The 19,288-nt window shown below is 35.3% G+C and carries 15 protein-coding genes and 3 pseudogenes; 6 read left to right on the top strand and 12 right to left on the bottom strand.

Annotated elements, in window-relative coordinates:
• Window positions 1-532: 532 nt before the first annotated feature.
• From HMPREF1504_RS10315 to HMPREF1504_RS03095, 4 genes and pseudogenes are all read left to right on the top strand, one after another.
• A pseudogene (locus tag HMPREF1504_RS10315) lies at window positions 533-864 on the top strand (MFS transporter); the annotation flags it as partial.
• A 46-nt stretch (window positions 865-910) separates the two neighbouring features.
• Window positions 911-1,480, top strand: coding sequence for a helix-turn-helix domain-containing protein (locus HMPREF1504_RS03105; protein WP_038123339.1), 570 nt, complete (start codon window positions 911-913; stop codon window positions 1,478-1,480).
• Window positions 1,444-2,298 (top strand): IS3 family transposase, encoded by an 855-nt coding sequence (locus HMPREF1504_RS03100; RefSeq protein WP_071991543.1) that lies wholly within the window; start codon window positions 1,444-1,446, stop codon window positions 2,296-2,298. Before HMPREF1504_RS03105 ends, HMPREF1504_RS03100 begins: the two co-directional genes overlap by 37 nt.
• Before the next feature lie 45 nt (window positions 2,299-2,343).
• Window positions 2,344-2,982, top strand: a pseudogene (locus HMPREF1504_RS03095) (MFS transporter); the annotation flags it as partial.
• A 122-nt stretch (window positions 2,983-3,104) separates the two neighbouring features.
• On the opposite strand, the gene HMPREF1504_RS03090 reads toward HMPREF1504_RS03095, so the two are convergent.
• From HMPREF1504_RS03090 to HMPREF1504_RS10060, 4 genes are all read right to left on the bottom strand, one after another.
• The gene (locus HMPREF1504_RS03090) at window positions 3,105-4,400 is read right to left on the bottom strand and encodes a hypothetical protein (protein ID WP_038123333.1); all 1,296 of its coding nucleotides are present in this window, start codon (window positions 4,398-4,400) and stop codon (window positions 3,105-3,107) included.
• Window positions 4,401-4,888: 488 nt separating this feature from the next.
• Window positions 4,889-6,301 carry an LlaJI family restriction endonuclease gene (locus HMPREF1504_RS03085; RefSeq protein WP_038123331.1) on the bottom strand — a complete coding sequence of 471 codons (1,413 nt, stop codon included), beginning with the start codon at window positions 6,299-6,301 and terminating at the stop codon, window positions 4,889-4,891.
• Window positions 6,291-8,159 (bottom strand): AAA family ATPase, encoded by a 1,869-nt coding sequence (locus HMPREF1504_RS10065; protein ID WP_051411666.1) that lies wholly within the window; start codon window positions 8,157-8,159, stop codon window positions 6,291-6,293. The genes HMPREF1504_RS03085 and HMPREF1504_RS10065 overlap by 11 nt, the downstream gene beginning before the upstream one ends.
• Window positions 8,156-9,154: a DNA cytosine methyltransferase gene (locus HMPREF1504_RS10060; RefSeq protein ID WP_051411665.1), complete on the bottom strand. Its 999-nt coding sequence runs from the start codon at window positions 9,152-9,154 to the stop codon at window positions 8,156-8,158. Before HMPREF1504_RS10060 ends, HMPREF1504_RS10065 begins: the two co-directional genes overlap by 4 nt.
• Window positions 9,155-9,347: 193 nt before the next feature.
• On the opposite strand from HMPREF1504_RS10060, the gene HMPREF1504_RS03070 reads away from it, so the two are divergent.
• A complete protein-coding gene (locus tag HMPREF1504_RS03070) occupies window positions 9,348-11,327 on the top strand; it encodes a DUF2075 domain-containing protein (protein WP_038123329.1) in 1,980 nt (659 codons plus the stop codon).
• Between the two features lie 100 nt (window positions 11,328-11,427).
• On the opposite strand, the gene HMPREF1504_RS03065 is transcribed toward HMPREF1504_RS03070, so the two are convergent.
• The 8 genes from HMPREF1504_RS03065 to infC all read right to left on the bottom strand — a co-directional run bounded on the left by HMPREF1504_RS03065 (window position 11,428) and on the right by infC (window position 17,335).
• The gene (locus tag HMPREF1504_RS03065; RefSeq protein ID WP_038123326.1) at window positions 11,428-11,802 is read right to left on the bottom strand and encodes a hypothetical protein; all 375 of its coding nucleotides are present in this window, start codon (window positions 11,800-11,802) and stop codon (window positions 11,428-11,430) included.
• Window positions 11,792-12,634 carry a BRO family protein gene (locus HMPREF1504_RS03060; RefSeq protein WP_038123324.1) on the bottom strand — a complete coding sequence of 281 codons (843 nt, stop codon included), beginning with the start codon at window positions 12,632-12,634 and terminating at the stop codon, window positions 11,792-11,794. The genes HMPREF1504_RS03065 and HMPREF1504_RS03060 overlap by 11 nt, the downstream gene beginning before the upstream one ends.
• A gap of 247 nt (window positions 12,635-12,881) precedes the next feature.
• Window positions 12,882-14,219, bottom strand: coding sequence for a hypothetical protein (locus HMPREF1504_RS03055; protein WP_038123322.1), 1,338 nt, complete (start codon window positions 14,217-14,219; stop codon window positions 12,882-12,884).
• A 571-nt stretch (window positions 14,220-14,790) separates the two neighbouring features.
• Window positions 14,791-15,336 (bottom strand): hypothetical protein, encoded by a 546-nt coding sequence (locus HMPREF1504_RS03045; protein ID WP_038123319.1) that lies wholly within the window; start codon window positions 15,334-15,336, stop codon window positions 14,791-14,793.
• Window positions 15,337-15,352: 16 nt separating this feature from the next.
• Window positions 15,353-15,994 (bottom strand): PdaC/SigV domain-containing protein, encoded by a 642-nt coding sequence (locus HMPREF1504_RS03040; protein ID WP_038123317.1) that lies wholly within the window; start codon window positions 15,992-15,994, stop codon window positions 15,353-15,355.
• 170 nt (window positions 15,995-16,164) lie between these two features.
• Window positions 16,165-16,515 carry a 50S ribosomal protein L20 gene (rplT, locus tag HMPREF1504_RS03035; RefSeq protein ID WP_005376311.1) on the bottom strand — a complete coding sequence of 117 codons (351 nt, stop codon included), beginning with the start codon at window positions 16,513-16,515 and terminating at the stop codon, window positions 16,165-16,167.
• A gap of 46 nt (window positions 16,516-16,561) precedes the next feature.
• Complete coding sequence (gene rpmI, locus HMPREF1504_RS03030) at window positions 16,562-16,759, bottom strand: 50S ribosomal protein L35 (RefSeq protein ID WP_005376016.1); 198 nt, start codon at window positions 16,757-16,759, stop codon at window positions 16,562-16,564.
• Window positions 16,760-16,780: 21 nt separating this feature from the next.
• Complete coding sequence (infC, locus tag HMPREF1504_RS03025; RefSeq protein ID WP_005376236.1) at window positions 16,781-17,335, bottom strand: translation initiation factor IF-3; 555 nt, start codon at window positions 17,333-17,335, stop codon at window positions 16,781-16,783.
• 309 nt (window positions 17,336-17,644) lie between these two features.
• On the opposite strand from infC, the pseudogene HMPREF1504_RS03020 reads away from it, so the two are divergent.
• Window positions 17,645-19,159 (top strand): annotated as a pseudogene (locus tag HMPREF1504_RS03020) (DASS family sodium-coupled anion symporter).
• Window positions 19,160-19,288: the final 129 nt, after the last annotated feature.

Genomic DNA, 19,288 nt, shown 5'->3' with positions numbered 1-19,288 from the left:
CGAAAGAGGTTCCTATTGGTCACCTAGGTGACTATTAGGAACCTCTAATCTATTTACTTTTATTATTTACAACATTATATTGAACTTGAGGCCTCTAAATGGGTCCAGCCTTTGCTATTCGTGGCATGAAAAAAGGCCCGACATTGAGAGTCAGACCGTTTCTTCAAATTCATTATCGAGAAGCGAGAGCTGGCGACCAAACCATTTATGCCTCACTTTGATATAAATTATATCATATCTAAATAGGGAAAGGAATCGAAGGATTCCTTTTCTTATTTTCAATTATAAATGTTTATGGTGTATACGATAGTGACTTATATCATCGACAAGATATCCTCTTAATTGCTATATTTGTAATATATTACTACTGGGCTGACGGATTCGTAGAATTGACTACATGCACAGTAGCGCACATCGTGTGATAGCCGACCGTCTGGGCAAGCTTTTGTTCAGACGGTCTTTTTTTGTTCTCTCATAGCAAATATGCTATATAAATTTTTAATCATTTCACCTATATGAAAGGAGTTTTCTTATGAGAAATCGTTGGCTTATTGCACTAGCTGCCATTGGTCTGCATATATCTATCGGTAGTGTGTACGCATAGAGCGTGCTCACACGACCTATTATGGCAGATATGGGCTTTACTATGTCTCAAACGACATGGACATTTTCACTAGCCATTCTAATGCTTGGTCTATCTGCAGGTTTTCTTGGATCCTTTGCAGAGAAAATTGGTCCTAAAAGAAGCGGCCTCCTCGCCATGTTATTTTGGTGGGCTTAGTAAATAATTTCATTATCCTTGGTATCACCTATCTTATAGTTATGAGTGCTTCTTCCCTTTATTTGAAAGCACCTACGCCAAAATGATATGTACCCCCTTTACTGGACACTCAGTAAAGGGGGTATTTTCATGAGATATAGTTATGAATTTAAAAAGAAAGCAATAGAATTATTCTATCAAGGTGAATGGCCCGAAACACCAAATGGAGTATCGCCTCATTCTTTTCATGCACAAATAAGGTATTGGGCTAAACAAGAGGAGTTGCATGGTCCAGATATTAATAAGTTTTATGGAGTAAAAAAGAATTGGTCTACAGAGGATAAATATGAGTTAGTATGTCAAGTATTAGCTGGGGAATCTTTACGTTCCGTAGCTATTGTTGCTGGAATTAATAGTGGTCTACTATATCAATGGGTTCATAAATACAAGACTTTGGGATACAATGGTCTTATCAATAAGCCTAAAGGGCGACGACCAAAGGATTCTGACATGAAAGTAACAAAGAATATTTCACCTAGACAACTCAATGAGAGTGAATACGAGGAACTCATTTGCTTACGAGCTGAAAATGCTTATATTAAAGCTGAAAATGAAGTCATAAAAAAAGAGATTGCCTTGAGAGAAGAAAAGGAAGCTGCGCGTCTCAAGGCGAAAAAGCAGCGATTATCAAAACACTCCGAAAGCAAGGATATCAACTAAAATATCTTTTAAAAGCTATGGGAATGGCCAAATCCACCTATTATTTTGAGCTCTCTAAAGTGGATCTTGTAGATGAAAGAAATATACAACTTAAAGAGGAAATCCAAAAGATTTTTACAGAGCATAAGGGACGTTATGGTGTGCGTCGTGTATATCAAGAACTTCTTAATCGAGGTTTTATAGTCAATCATAAACGAGTACAAAGACTTATGAAAATCATGGGGCTCACAGGAAAGAGACCAAAAGAAAAATATCACTCTTATAAAGGTCAAGTAGGCAAAATAGCCGATAATATTATCAATAGAGACTTTAGTACAACAGCTCCATTTCAAAAATGGACTACTGATGTATCTCAATTTAACTTTCCATGGGGAAAGTGTTACTTATCACCTATCTTAGATATGAATACGAATGAGGTTATTTCCTATGACTTGGCATTAAGGCCTAATTTAGAACAGATTTCTCGTATGTTAGATAGAGCTTTCAAAAAGTATCCTAATCTTTCAGGATTGATTTTTCACTCTGATCAAGGATGGCAGTACCAACATAAATATTTTAGGAACGCACTTAAAGAACATGGAATTATTCAGTCTATGTCTAGAAAAGGAAACTGTTATGATAATTCTGTAATGGAGACATTTTTCGGTAGGTTGAAAACGGAAATATATTATGGCTGTGAAATGGAATATCCATCATTCAATGCTTTTGCGGGGGCAATTGAAGAATACATCAACTATTACAATAATAAAAGGATTCAGAAAAAAACAAAATGGATGCCCCCTGTAAAATACAGGGAAGCATCCATGTGTTTAGGCTAGTAAATAATATGTGTCCAGGAAAATGGGTACATATCAAAAGAACCGACACGCTCTAATCAAGATAAATCTACCATGTACGTACATAATCACGGTATGCTAGCTAATGATGCTATGAAAACGTGGCAATTCAGTGCTCTATGGTGGGTCTTCTTTGTTAATATTACCTGCGGTATTGGGCTCCTATCTCTAGCATCCCCAATGGCACAAGAAACCATTAGCATGACACCAGCAGCTGCGGCCTCTCTAGTCGGTATTATTGGCATTTTCAATGGTGGTGGTCGCATTGTATGGTCCACTATCTCTGATTTCCTTGGGCGAGCACAAACTTATATATTATTCTTTATCATGGAAATCATTGCCTTCTATTTACTGTCCCAAACCAATAGTGCATTAACATTCCAGATTTTAATACTCCTCATCATCACCTGTTACGGTGGAGGCTTCTCTTGTATGCCAGCATATCTTGCAGACCTTTATGGTATACGCCAACTTTCTACCATTCACGGCCGTATCCTAACAGCTTGGGGCTTAGCAGGCATCGCTGGTCCCATGATTGTATCGTACTTTCACGAAGCCGGATATGGGTATTCCATGGCTTTAGTGTGCTTTGCAGGTTTATTTGTATTAAATACAATAATTGCTATAATCTTAAAAATGTATGGCAAGAGGGACCTTCACAGCTGACACCTACATGTAAACATGAAAAAAGGCCCGACTGTGAAGTCAGACCGTTTCTTCAATTAAATCAATATAGAAGCGAAGTCTGGCGTCCAAACCATTTATACCTCACTTTGATATAAATTATATCATAAAAAATCTACTTCGCCCTTATATGTATCACCCAAGTTTGAAATCTTCGCATCAGAGGCGATTCCTGCTAGTGCTGGCAAATACTTTCGATTCGCATCATATTTATAATGGATTGTATGTATATAAAGATTATGTGCATCTTGCGTGCTAAATCGCCATTCACTAGTACCATCTTCATATTCAAATGTTACCAGCACGCCAGGAACACCATCATTCCATATATACGTATGGCTACCACTACGCATATTCTTTCTAGTTTTTAACTGTGCTTCAGAGATTGTGACAATGTCAACAAGATTAGCCCAGATTTCTCCCTTATGCTCAACAGGATATACTTCTATCATCTGCGAAATACCTGTAGGGTCCTTATATATTTTAATATGCTCATTACCGGATGCTTCCTCAACGGCATCATTTAATACCCGATAATTGTAGTTATTAAAGCTTTCAAAATGACTATCCTTATTTAACCGTTCTAATGAAGTAATATTAGGCACAATGTAATTAGCGATAATATCTTCGATGCCTCGTTTACCAATACCTCGCTCGCCATCTTCTCTAACCATCAAGGTAAGTACATATTGCGTATCAGGCTCATTATGTAAGGAAAAAGAAATATCATTTGCCACAAAGGTAGGATCGCCTTTAGTTTTCATGGTACTCCAACGGCCATTAATAACCCTTTCCCCTTTGAAAGTACTACCATCAATACTGGATATATCAAACTGATCTTGATTCATATGTGACCATTGTTCCTGCAATGCAGAACGTACATAGTCTTGCTTCAATTCATTATAGGGTTTGCCCAAATACTGAGCACTTTGCTCATACGGATGATTATCCACAGATAAACTAGTATAAATAAAAGGGTGGTTAAATGTATATACTAGTACATTAGTATCTGTCATATTCGGAATAGGGCCAGATTGTATGCCACCTTTGAAGGCTGAAAAAGGCAGTGTATAGGAAAGCCCGCCCTTATCAGTATGCATATGGACTTCGGTTACAGCATTATATTGGGCACGCCACATAGAATAGTTTAAATTTCTACGCTGCTCAGCATTCATCTCATCAACACGATATAGTAATCTAGCCGCATCACTAACCTCCGCAACACTAGTAGCATTATAGATTCGTTCATTAAGAATACTATCCATCAAATCATTCTTATAAAAATCAGCACTAGAATGCTTAACTTTTGCATTATACCCAGGCAACTCATTAGCATTGCTGCAACCACTCAAACACAACACAGCAATCAGACCACCGAATAACAAAGATTTTTTAAACATAAGCTCTCCTCAATATACACTAACTATATTTTGTATATTGTAATGTACTTATGTAGTAATAAAATGATAACAAAAGAGGTTCCTATTGGTCACCGGGGTGACTATTAGGAACCTCTAATATATTTACTTTTGTTATTAACAGGACTATATTGGGCTTGAGGCCTCTAAATGGGTCCAGCCTTTGCTAATCGTGGCATGAAAAAAGGCCCGACATTGAGAGTCAGACCGTTTCTTCAATTTTAAAAATCAGAAGCGAAGTCTGGCGTCGAAACCATTTATGCCTCACTTTGATATAAATTATATCATATCTAAACAGGGAAAGGAATCATATGATTCCTTTCCCTGTTTTATTAGCAGCAAAATACTTAATGCCTCTCTTTTATTTTCGAAAGTTCTGGAACTCTGACATCTACTACATTGGATTTAGGGTGAAAGATAGTACTAAAAGGTCATTAAGGAGATAAATTTTACTCTCATAAAAAGATATCTTACTTCAAATATTGATGAAATGCCCTTTCTGCTGCAATCATTTCAATTGTAACATCATTAATATCACCATTAGTATGATTTTTAAGTAGTCCTAAAGATCCTGTTCCCAATATATAATCTTTATCTCCTTCAGTAGGCATCAAGAAGCTATTTTTAGAAATTACCATATTATTCTCAGTAGCAAAATCTCGATAAGCTAATTCATATAGAATCTGTTTTGTCAACGACTCAATACCTGGGACATTACTTATATTCCCCTTATCATCAAAAGATGTATTATAATACTTAGCATCATAAATAACTAAATTATGATTTTCAAAAGTAACAATATCTGGCATCAATGTTTTAGTAGTATCATACTGATCTGAGTCCTTTTGTCTCCATTCAGGTTTATCTATAATATTCTTTAAACATGTCCGTTTCTGAACCATATTTTTATAAGTAAAGCCTAATTCAGACAATTTTTTATCTAAACAATTTTTCTTAATAACCGCACAAACATCTTGCCACACTAGATTAAAACTATTAGTACCAATAAAAGATATTTCATCGGAAAGATTATTAGACTTACTCTCTAATAAATAATCTTTTAAAAGCTTTAGTATATTTTGTCGATCAGAGCGAAACTGCACTGATAGTTCTTGGTTTATACGATTAATAATATAATCAATATCTCCCAATGTTGTAATACTTTCTTCAGATAAAAATACGGGTGTAATATTTAATATAGAAAATATCTCTTGAAACTCCACACATATTAGAGTTAAGACAATTCTATGCAACCGATAAAAAAAGTTATTAATGTTATTCTCTTGATTTAATGTAAACCAATCAAAATAAATAGGTATATCTTCTACAATATAAGCATCACTCATAGAAATAGTCTGATTCCAAAGTATCTGTCCTTCACCATTAACTTCTATAATATTCTGCTCAGATTCATATAATCCATTCTGAATATAATCTTTTAACAGTTGGATAGCAATGGATAACATATTAATAAACTCTGTTTTTTCGCTATTATCACTAACCTGTTGTTGCTCTTTATAGTTATACTTTTCTATGACTTGTAAAATCAACTTAAAAAGTGGATATCCTAACTCTCTATCATTAATATAGGTATTTTTCTTAAGATATTTGGGGTAAACAAATAAATAATTATCTCCAATTTTTAGAATTCCTACATATTGAAAGTAATAAATATCTTTATTATTTTCACTAAAAGAAAATAAAGTTGATTCATCCATAAGTATTGATAAATCTTTAACTTTTGATACTGAAGTAGATTTTAATATATTTAATTCCCTAAGTTCACGTGCTGCAGCACTTAGTTTTCTACCCTCTAAATTTAATAGATTTGCAAATTCATCTCGTGTATAAGCTTTCCATTCTTGGACTAATTTAATTTCCATCGGTCAAATCCTGAGCATTATTCGTATTAATAGGATTAATATCTATTTCTTCTTTAAATATAGAAAGTGGGTTTTCATCAAAAGCCTTACACAGTTGTGAATAAGTTCCAAAAGTCCCCTCTTTGAATAATTTACCTCGAAATGCACGTGCAGCATCTTCATATAGATACATAAGCACTTTATCTTTTAATACTTCTGAGATATATGATTTATCTTCATTAGCCAATACATTTTTAGATAGAAAATATGGACCAAGTAATTTATCCTCTGGAATATTTAACTTAGAAAGTCTATCATTAATCTGTTCACGATAGTCATTCCATTTATATAGTCCATCCCCACCGCTAAATATATATGATTCAAATTCATCAGAATTATCATCAACAGCATCATTTACACCTAAATATGTAAAGTCCCATCGTCTCTTAAATGCAGTATCCATAGGCATAACACCTTGATCAGCACTATTCATTGTTGCCCATATATATAAATTGTTAGGAAAATAAAGAGTAGAGAAATCATCACCTAATTTTTTTTGAATACTTTCATTTAATGATTCATCTAAAAAAGCTTCATTTTTAAAGTAATCTTGCAACTCTTTTGTAATAGCAATGTTATATTCACTTTCACCATTACTATTTCGATCTAATAACTGAAATAAATCTCCAAATACAGCCGCAACATTAGCGCGATTAATTTCCTCAATAATAACTAAATAGTTTTTATCTGGATTCTTTAATGCCTCTACTAGTTGATTAATCAATATACCTGGAACAAATTTATAGGTAATTTTTTCAGAGTTATCATCTGCAGGATAAGGCTTATATTGCCCAACAAAATTACCATACATATAATTAGGATGGAAAGTAACACGTTTAAATTTATCTACAAAATACCGTTTTGCCTCTTGATTTAGCTTATAACTTTTACCAGTACCAGGAGCACCAAAGAATATGCGTTGATGGGGTTTTGATAATTTTAATATTGCTAAAAATTCACGATAACATTCAATAGAAGCAGGGCCATGATTCTTATATTTTCTATTATAATCAACAAAACTATCCGAAGATTTAAAGGCAGTAATTAATTTATCAAATAAATTAATAGAGTCTATTTTAAAAATATTATCTTGAATATCTGTTATACATTTAGTATCAATTTGCTTCAAAGCATTAATATAACTATCAATTGTTGTATCAGTATAATTCTTATATATAGACAACCATAATTTAAAATTATCATATAAATCAACATTACCATCCTTGACTTTGTTAACTAACATTTCCCATTCAAGATGTTGTTCTTTTACGGAAGCATATTTCTCTTTTCCTTTATCATTCACAATAATTGACTTTAGAATTAACTCATCTTGATTTCTAATAACAATTTCATATATAAACCAACATGCATCATCAGCTAAATTTAGTTGTGATTTAACATTTAATAAAAACTGTTCATTATCAATACGTTTTTCATCTGTATAATAGGAATTACTTAACCCATATTTGATTCTAAGACGACCATTATGTGACTCAGAGGTATCTCTCGTAAGTAATAAAACAAATTTTCCATCCTTAATTAAAGTATTATTTATATATACTTTATCAAATACTGCCCCCAAAATAATTGGAGAGTCAGCTAAATTACCACGACACTCTTTTCCGCCCTTCCCTAATTTTGCAGAAATATTAGATAATGGAACACTTTTATAAATCATTCCTTGAAGTATGTCATTTACAGACAAGTTAGTGCTTATTTTATATTCTTTGCCTTGACCAAGAGACGTTCCCCAATTAGGTGTACCACTGCCGCTTTCAAGTTCATATCCAAATGCAAAAGAAGAAAAATCAAGAATCATACTAATTGCTCCCAAATATGTTTTAATAAAACTCCAACTAAATTAACATCCCAACCATTAGCAGCTCGCTTAGATAATTGTGTATAAGATTGATTTATAAAGTTCACTTCACCATCTCGGAATCCCATTAGTCTAAATTGCTCTTCAACAGAATATTTCCTAACAACTTCAAGGCCATCATCTTTAAGTGGTTCAACTATACGCATTTTATTATGTTCTGGAGCTAAGATTGTTATACTAAGACCATCATTTCTAATTTTACGATTATATAAATCAAAGCATGATATTTCATCTACTTCAAATGATTCTATACTATAAAAATCTTTGATTCTTTGAATCTGCTTTTGTGATAAATACAAAAACTCTGCAGGTTTTTTATCCGCAAAATCTTTTAGTCTCAACCCATTTTCAATTTTTGGTGGAATCATTGAAAATCCTTCTGGTAGCCCACCCAAACAAGCAAACATCCATAATCGTTCTCTATTTTGCGGAATGCCATAATCTTTCGTATTTAAAATAGCATATGCAATATCTCCATATCCTAATCTTTTTAGTTCAATCTTTAACGTATCAAAAGTATTTTTAAATCGCTTAGTGGCTAAGCCTTTCACATTCTCCAATAAAATATATTTTGGCTTTTTAGCTTCACAAATCCGAATAATATCATAAAGAAGAGTTCCTCGCCCATACTTATCCTTCTCACCATGTTGCAATCCAACGGAAGAGAATGGTTGACAAGGAAACCCACCGGTAAATAAATCAAAATCAGGTAAAAGATCTACATCTATAGTTGTAATGTCACCCCAATTTTTTATTTCTTGACCTGCTTTATTTTTATGATTTGCATCATATAATGCTGATGCGAATTTATCAAATTCAGAATACCCAACAACATCAAAATCAATACCAGCTCTTTTTAATCCATAAGTAGCTCCACCATAGCCTGCAAAGCCCTCAAAAACACGAAGTGGTCTTTCCATATCTACTTTCCCCATATTATATATTATCCTTATTAATTATATGACTATTATACTATCTAAATAAGCACTATGTACTATAAAATATCAACTTATTAGATTATAATTATATCAATTAATACTTAACTTTACCAGATATATACACAAACATTTGTTTTTATTTATGATGAATTGTAAAATATATTAAATATGTTAATAAGAGACTATAAAAATGATTATTTACTCATCCAACAAGCAATCCTTTATCCAAGACTTTGAACAAGGTGTCTTGGTAAAAAAGTTACATCAAACATTAACAGAAAAATATCGCCGTGTTGGCGAATCTGAAATTCATTCATGGCAAGCTTCATTATCTTATATGGCTAATGTTATGCGTGACTTTGCTATACCTGACTTAGCTGGTGTTGCCATCGAATATATTGTTCCAAATACACAAAAACGGGTTGACTTTATTATTACTGGACTAGATCAACAGAATAAAGAGCATGTAGTCATTGTTGAGCTTAAACAATGGGGCGAAGCTTTCAAAGTAACAGATAAAGATAATATTGTATCTACCTATCTTGGTGGTGGAATCCATGAAGTAACCCACCCATCATATCAGGCTTGGTCATACTGTAGCCTTATTGAAAATTTCAATGAAGATGTACAAACTCGACCTATTGAACTACATCCATGTGCTTTTTTACATAACTTTGATGAAAGTATCTCACCTGAACTCCGTGATCCAATCTATAGCAATATTTTAGATATCTCTCCTATGTTTACATTGGGGCAAATGGACGGCTTACGTAACTTTATCAAAACCTATATTCCAAAGCCAGACACTACTAACATTATGGAATCTATTGAACATGGTAAGTTAAGACCGTCAAAATCCCTTCAAGATTCTATTTTAAATATGTTAAAAGGCAATAAAGAATTTGTTCTAATCGATGACCAAAAGGTAGAGTTTGAGCAAATAAAAAAAGCAGCTTTGGAGGCTATTAAGAATAATCAGAAAACTATATATATAGTACGTGGCGGTCCTGGCACTGGTAAAAGTGTAGTTGCCATTAACTTGTTAGCTGAATGTATCCATAAAGGCTATATGGCTCAATATATTACGGCAAATGCAGCGCCACGAAATGTATATAGTGCCATGTTACAACAAGGATATACAAAATCTGAAATAAAGGCCTTATTCCAAAGTAGTGGAACCTTTCATACACGTAAAAAGAATGAGCTTCAAATCGCAATAGTAGATGAAGCACATAGATTACGTGAAAAATCGGGGATGTTCCAAAACCAAGGTGAAGATCAAATCAAAGAAATTATCAATGCCTCTGTTTTTAGCGTATTTTTTATCGACAGAAATCAACGTGTTACCTTTAGTGATGCCGGTACAATCGATAAAATACGATACTTTGGTAAAAAACAAAACGCTTTAATCTATGAAGGGGCATTAGAATCTCAATTTCGTTGTAATGGTTCAGATGGATATTTGGCTTGGCTTGATAATGCTCTACAAATAGCAGAAACTGCAAACTATGATGGATTTGAAGGTGATTATGACTTCAAAATTTTTGATAATCCTCATGATATGTATAATGCTATAAAAGCTAAAAATGACATAAATAATAAATCTCGTATCTTAGCCGGTTATTGTTGGGATTGGCCAAAGGAAGGTCGAACTACATCATTAATTAAAGATATTCAAATACCAGAGTACAATTTCGGAATTAGTTGGAACCTAGGTAACTCTGATACTTATGCCATTGATCCTGACTCTATTAATGAAGCAGGATGTATTCATACTACTCAAGGTCTCGAATTTGAATATGTCGGTGTAATCATTGGTGATGATTTACGTTATGAAGATGGTAAACTTATTGTAGACATTACCAAACGTGCAAAAACAGATCAATCTATAAAAGGTATCAAGAAACTTTTAAAAGAAAATCATACTGAAGCACATCGTATTGCCAATGAAATTGTAAAAAATACGTATCGTACATTAATGACACGAGGTCAAAAAGGTTGTTATATTTACTGTACAAACAAAGGCTTGTCGGATTACTTTAAACTAATATACAACCATCAATTAAGTTATACCTACAATCAATCAACATTATCTAAATCAGACCAATTAGTAGCAGATATACCTAGCTCTGATATTGATATAACAGAGATAAAACCTCATAAAATTTAATATATTGAAAAATGAGCCAGTATCACACTTCAATCAGAGTAATACTGGCTCATTTTTAATTTGATTCTAATATTAAATTTCTTAATACTCCACTCCATCACTATATACAAAATGTAATACTACTTTTCGGATTCTTCAATTTCGGAAATCCATATTTCTCCAACGCATGTAAAATCTTTTGAATATTTTCTTTGATACTATCTTTAGAAACAGGTATAGAACTCACGATGTATATGATACCATCCACTTTTGTAGGATATATACTTACAATACAATCATGACTATGTATGATGCGAAGCAGATATACATCATAGGTAGACTCAACATAAAAATCAAACTCCTGATTTTCATGTATTACATCAGGTATGTCGTGTACTGGTGCTACAGTACAATCAGATACCTGAAAAGAATCTGCATCAAAATGCACTCTACAATTATGTTTTCGTTTCATTCGTTCAAGTCGTTCATCTACCATGTTTCACCACATCACTAATTAGTCGCCCCAAGTCTATAGCATTTTTAGAAGTAATAACAGGCTTACCAGTTCTAGCTTCAATAGATTTACGTGCATCACCCGCAATAGAACCACCATCTTGAGCAACTTGTTTATTCTCGTCTAATCCTTGAGGATTAGTTGCCTCCGCAATATCCTTTGTAGCCGTTTCGGCTAACATATTTAAGATAAGTTCTGTAGTAGACATATTATCTCGTAGATTTTCTTTTTTTAGCCCCTTAAAGTCCTTATATTCTCTAGTCGTCATTCCAGACCAAGCTTTAGAGATTTCATTCGTTAGGATAGCATATTCATTACCAGCTTTAACACCATGATCTTGCCATATATCGGTTAATTCTTTACGAACCTGAATGGCCTGTAATCGTTGATTAATCCATTCTCGGCTATATCCTTTCCTAGCATATCCTTCTAGGGCCCTATCTATAGTTAGCTCCGGGTCAATTATCTCATCAATACGCTCTTTACCAACTTCGGCCAACCACATTTTAAACGGTTCCGCTTTAGGAGAAGGCACAGATTGGATTATACGAAAAATACCTTGCATATCAGCTACATCAGTCTTATATGACTTACCATCTGTCGACTTAAGTTTCAGTTGTCGACAAAATGTCGACAACTCACTTCGTTCTTCTTCTGACATACGTTTTTTCACACGATACCAATAGTCACGCGGATTATTGCTTTCAGTCAGAGAACCTATCACATCAACTACACTAAAATACCACTCTTCCCTTTCATTATCCCACACAGAACGAATTTGACTACCTTCAAACATCTTTACATCATCACTCATACATCTTCCTCCTCTCTTTAAACACAAATATATGTTCTATATTATTATCTATAGTATACGCCTTTTAGCATAAGAAATAAAGATATTTTCTAGAAAAATAGAGCTTTTTTTTAACTTTCATCACACACAAAAAGCCCTCTATCACAAGGTATATACCTCACAATAGAGAGCCTATAGTTACATGAAAAAATCTAACCTATGGTGAGAGTTACTTCACAAGGTATTTTTAGTCTCCTTACATTATCTATTATTTCGCATTCTTAATATCGACCGTCGCCATGTCTTTTGGCATCTTAGCCCCAAGTCCACTTTGGAATGTATTATAATAATCCTTATTGTTATTAGTGTCTACATATTGCACAATATCTCGCAAGTCTTTTTCGACCAAAGAATTCGTATTATAGGTCATAATAAAGTGATTGTATACGTATTGTTTATCATGAGATATTAACATATATATCGTTGTTTTAGAACGCTTAATTTGCATATATACGGATGACATAGCATCATTCCATACGGTAGCAAATTGGATTGGTTGATGCATCGAATACTTGTCAGTTAGAATAATACTGCGTACAGCTTTCGGGAAAATCTTCTCTGGATGTTGTATATCTTCAGCCTCAACTGGCATTACCATGATACCTTCTCTATACTGATCGCTATCGTATACATACATGTACGAATCATTCTTATCTTCCCGTATCATTTTACTTGTTTTTAGCGTTAAGAATGTAAAATCATTAATTGTTAATGCTTTGCTTTTTGAAAGTATATCCTTCGCTGGTTCAATGGATGGTAATACATAGTTAACCAACGGTGACATTATCATGTCTTTAGCCTTATCAACACCTTGTGCTTTTAACACACTAAACTGTTTTCTAGGCATAAAATTATAACCCACATGATACGAAATCGTCGGTGTATTCTTCATCGTAAAATTAAGACTCCCCACCATTGGTGCATCCTTAGCATACGTGACATCCCATGTCGCTTTTTCAACCGTAGGATAGGTAAATTTACCAGCATATAATGAATGGTCATCACCACGAAATACGCCAGCTGTTTTCTCTGCGATAGCTTTCATATCATCAACAGTCAATTTGCTATAAGGAATCTTACTATCCTCCCAATTATTGCCTGCTGGTTGATGACGTAATTCATAAGCCATCATACCATTGGGGCTCATAATCATTGCATTTCTGAAAGCAGGTGTGCCATCTGCAATTTTCTCAGTATTCCCATATCGACTCGAATAAGGCATGGTGAATTTTACATTGGCTCCATCCTCTTTCAAAATAAATACGGATGAAGAATAGTCCAATGCATGGTTCAACTCACGATTAGAATAAATGATGTCATTTAAATCTATAGTACCATCACCTACTACTTGTTTAGGCATATATGTTTTTATATCCTTTTCAACATCCTGTTCCATCTGCAGCGCCTCTGCGTCAGTCTTACGATAGTTCTGATACGCATCCTTTAATACCGTCGGATCTGCACCAGGTATATTAATATCAATTGCATGACCACCCAATGTAACACAACTTAAACAGAGCGTAGCCATCAATACACGTTTCATCATAATAACGCTTCCTTTCACATAAACTCTCTCAAATAGTATATATGTATAGAATATCATATTTCGTTTGACTTATAGTAGTATAATATAAGTATAAAAACTAGGAGGTGATTACTATGAAATTTACTAAACGTATACTCATTATGACTGCTTTAGCCGTGACTGCTGTAGTGTCCACAGGATTTGCTTATGATTATGTATGCAATAATTCTCAGTACAATTGCAATACTAACACACAATACAACTGCAATAACAATGCTAACTATGCACCATGTAACAATAACAACCAAAACTATTGCGGTCCAAACTCTAATACTAGAGGATGCGGCGGATATAGAAGATAAGATATTAGACATGACAGAAGCCTATAGTACGATTTTCGTACTATAGGCTTTTATCATCTATAAGTATTCATAACTCTATAGCATATTAACATAAACAAGGCTAAATAAGTGTCGACAAATTGTCGACACTTATTTATATTGAACCTAGAGTCATCAACGTGAGTTAGGCTCATCACCGAAAAACGCCTAACGTATAAAAGCATTCACAGTGCTTACACGTTAGGCGTTTTTTAATGTATAACTAATCCCGCTATCCCCCACATCACGGCGATAACGCCAAATATAAATCCCCATATACTAAGGAATAAATGCACTACAGAATAATGTGGATAGACTCTGATGGAATAGGAGCTATAATCATCATCACTACTAATTAGGTAGCGACGAATCGTACCAAATATCTTTGCTATCCGACTCGGCTTATCGTTAAATAATAGCTGATACGTCCCCGGATTAGCATAAAATGTATAGAGCTCGAGTCGTACGTCGATTACTTTAGTCACACTAACGGGTATCAAGTTAGCTCTTAATGGGACTTCCTTTTCCGTTTCACAGTTAATAAGCTGTAGTCCAAATAGCCCTAACGGAGCTTTTTTAAACCGATTACCATTAAGCCATATACCATAGCGACCAGCTGTTTGTATAGTAAATATCCCTTTATCTGTTCTATAAGGCATATCATGTATGGCCGTTACCGTATACACTTTCACAGTATGCTTAATGCTCAGTACGAGTAACAACAGTCCTAGGGGAATCATCAGTCCGAAAACAAACAATATAACGCCACCTTTATTACGAGTTCACGCGGTTAAAGTATTCAATAGATTGCGGTGTAAATCCAATATAGGTAGTCCCATTAGAATAAGGTCCTAATTCATATGGTTGGTAAACTAGATCGATGTTCCCCTTACCGCGTAGGCAGTAGTTATCAGTTACATATTTTACACTCCAGCCTTGAGGAATACGGCTCTTTGTATGGGAACCTGTGTAGTAATCTAATACATAAGATCGTAATCCTCTGTCCAACTGTTCTGCATTAGCGATTTTTACATAATTGTATAGAGGAACACGTTGACCTGTTATTTTATTATATACAAGTCCTCTGGTATTAGTCATACCATGAACGGCACCGGCATAGTAATGATAGGTCGTCAATAGAATGGAAACAACTTGGCTATCTTCATAGGTTACCTTATAATTTTGAGCCACCTTATAAATATGTTGGTTGTAATACATATCCTTTGCTTCTAGCACATAGTTTGCGATATCTGTATTAATCGCTTGTTGAGCATAAGCAGAATCAGTATATACCAAAGGATATTTTAAATCTAAATTGGCATCTGATTGGCTACCAGTTACAACCTTTGCATAGCCTGGTATGGCTAACATAGCACCTACAGCCCCTAAAACTAAAGCTTTCTTTAATACGTTCATACTAATCCCTCCTCTATCTGAGATTTGTTAACGAAATATCTATACTGAGTATTTCGCCATGAACTAGTAAATCTCCTTTTTATTGTTTCTGTACCATCGTACTAGAGGAGGCTTTCACCATACAAAAAAGGACCCTCCAAAGAGAGTCCTTAATTCGTTATGGTATGCTATTAAGCGTTTTTAGCTACTTCAACAAGTTTAGCGAATGCTGCTGCATCGTTAACCGCCAAGTCAGCCAACATTTTACGGTTAACTTCAACGCCTGCTTTAGTCAAACCAGCGATGAAACGGCTGTAAGTTGTGCCATTGATGCGAGCTGCTGCGTTGATACGAGCAATCCACAATTGACGGAATTCGCGTTTTTTCGCACGACGGTCACGACGAGCATAGTACAACGCTTTCATTACTGTTTCGTTAGCTTTTTTGAACAAACGAGAACGAGTACCGCGGTAACCTTTAGCTAATTTCAAAATCTTTTTATGACGTGCATGAGCTGTAACGCCCTTTTTCACTCTTGCCATTGTATATTCCTCCTAAATTACGATATATCAATCTAATAGTTAGCGATTAAGCGTATGGTAAGCATTTAACTACGCGTTTGTAGTCAGATTTAGCAACCAATGTAGCTTTACGTAAATTACGTTTACGAGCTGGAGATTTTTTCTCAAGAATGTGGCTTTTGAAAGCTTTTGCACGCTTGAATTCACCAGTACCAGTTACTGCGAAACGTTTAGCCGCTGCGCGACGAGTTTTAATTTTTGGCATAATTATAATCCTCCCAATATCCTATTTACTTACTAAAATCATGGTCATATTACGACCTTCTAATTTAGCTGCTTTTTCAATAGACGCCGTTTCTTTGAGTTCTTCAGCGAAACGTGTCAACACTGCCATGCCAAGTTCAGGGTGAGAAAGTTCACGACCGCGGAACATGATGGTTACTTTTACTTTGTTACCTTCACCCAAGAATTTGGATGCGTTTTTCATTTTTACGTAAAAGTCATGGTCTTCAATATGTGGACGTAACTTAACTTCTTTTAAGGTTACGATTTTTTGTTTCTTTTTCGCTTCTTTCTCGCGTTTTTGTTGTTCATAACGATATTTACCGTAGTTCATAATGCGAGCTACTGGTGGTTTAGCGTTAGGTGCAATTTCCACAAGATCAAGATGCTTTTCTTCAGCCAATGCCAACGCCTCACGGCCAGACATAATACCGATTTGTTCGTTTTCAGGACCTACGACACGAAGTTCACGAGCACGAATCTCTTCATTAATGCGTGGTGTATCCTTGCTAATAGCTTTCACCTCCAAGAGAATAAAAAAACGGATGGCATACACCATCCGAATAGAGTTCTCTATATGTAACCTCATACTTCATGGTATTAGGTGAGTGGCGGATGGCCTCTGCTTCATAAATTACTTAATTATAATAACAAATTGGCTGGTGAAAGTCAACACTAATCTTGTACTTTCCCATATATTTATTATTACAACTCCTATAGTATAACAAAGTTTGTGAATTTCGTATAGGTCCATACATCTCATTTTAATTATAATGATACCCTCGTATGTATACAATATTCTTATATATTATCACATATTTATTTATGAAATACTGTATAATAATAGCTACAGAAAGGAGTGTTTATTATGAGTACAGTAAGTAGTACTAACACAACACAGCAAGCTGCGGCTCCTCCGAAGGGTCGTACGACAGCACAAAATATCGGACTTATTCTCGCATTTATTGTTTTAGGCGTCATTTTATTATTACCAACGCCTGAAACATTATCCACTGGTGGCCATCGCATGATTGGTGTCCTCGCCTTTGCTATCATCTTATGGATGACATCGGCTGTATCCTATCCGGTCAGTGCGACCATGATCACAGCCCTCACAGCCTTATTGCTCGGATTCTCACCGAATCCTGAGGCTCCTGCTAAAATGATGGGCACCGCTAACGCATTAAAGCTCATCATTTCTGGTTTTTCATCACCTGCTATGATCCTCGTTGGTGCAGCCATGTTTATCTCGGTGGCCATGCGTAAAACTGGTCTTGACCGACGCATCGCCATGCTCGTTTTATCTAGCGTCGGCACCAAGGTAAGCCGCATTTACCTAGGCGTTATTATTACAGGCCTTATCCTAGCCTTCTTTGTACCAAGTGCAACGGCCCGTATTGCCTGCCTCGCTCCGATTATCATCGGTATCGTTGAGAACTTAGGTATTGAACGTAAAAGCCGCGTTGCGGCCCTTCTCATGGTGGGCGCTGTACAGGCTGATACATTCTGGAACATCATGATTCAAACGGCGGCCGCCCAAAACCTTGTGGCTGTAGGCTTTATATAAACTCAGATGAATACATCTATTAGCTGGATTGACTGGCTCACTGCCGCCGCTCCATTTTCCATCATCATGGTAATTATTGCCTACTTCTTAACACAAGCATTAATTAAACCAGAATTTAAAGAACTCGTCGGCGGCGATGTACAACTCGCTAAGATGCGCCAAGAAATTGGTCCTATGAGCACCGATGAAAAGAAACTCTTATGCATCTCCATCGGTTTACTCGCATTGTGGGCTACAGGTGGTAAATTACATTCCATCGATACTACAACTACTACAATCATAGCGATTGCCCTATTCTTCTTCCCTAAAATTGGTATTATGGATTGGAAATTCGCACAACCAAACATCGACTGGGGTTCCATCGTTATGTTTGGTGCTGGTATCGGTCTCGGTACAGTTTTACTTAAAACAAAAGCAGCCACATGGCTCGCTCAAGTATTCGTTAACGCATTCTCTTTAGAATCCGCTACGGTGTTCTTGTTGATTGCCATCATGGCTGCGTTCCTCATCGTAATCCATCTAGGATTTGCCTCTGCTACCGCCCTTTCATCAGCGATGATACCAATCGTTATCTCCATCGTTGTAGGTCATAATGCAGAAGGACTTAACCCTATTGGCGTAACCATGATCATGCAATACGCCATCTGCTTTGGTCTAGTATTACCAGTAAACTCACCACAAGGTATGGTGGCTTACGGTACAGACACATTCGACGTAAAAACATTCATGACAACAGGTATTCCTTTGACCATCATCGGCTATGTAATGATGCTCGTATTTGCACTTACATACTGGCACTGGATAGGGATAGCTTAAAATACTACAGGCCTGTATCATTTCTTGGGACCGTTAATACACCTGTAAATGTCAATATAAGAATGTACAATTTTGACGATGTACAATGTACAGTTATTCCTTCTGTTGCATATGGTTTCGTAACCGGTA

The sequence above is a fragment of the Veillonella sp. ICM51a genome (assembly GCF_000524355.1).
GTDB lineage: Bacteria > Bacillota > Negativicutes > Veillonellales > Veillonellaceae > Veillonella > Veillonella atypica.
The sequence above is the reverse complement of the archived record's forward strand: the minus strand, read 5'-3'. Positions and strand labels throughout refer to the sequence as shown.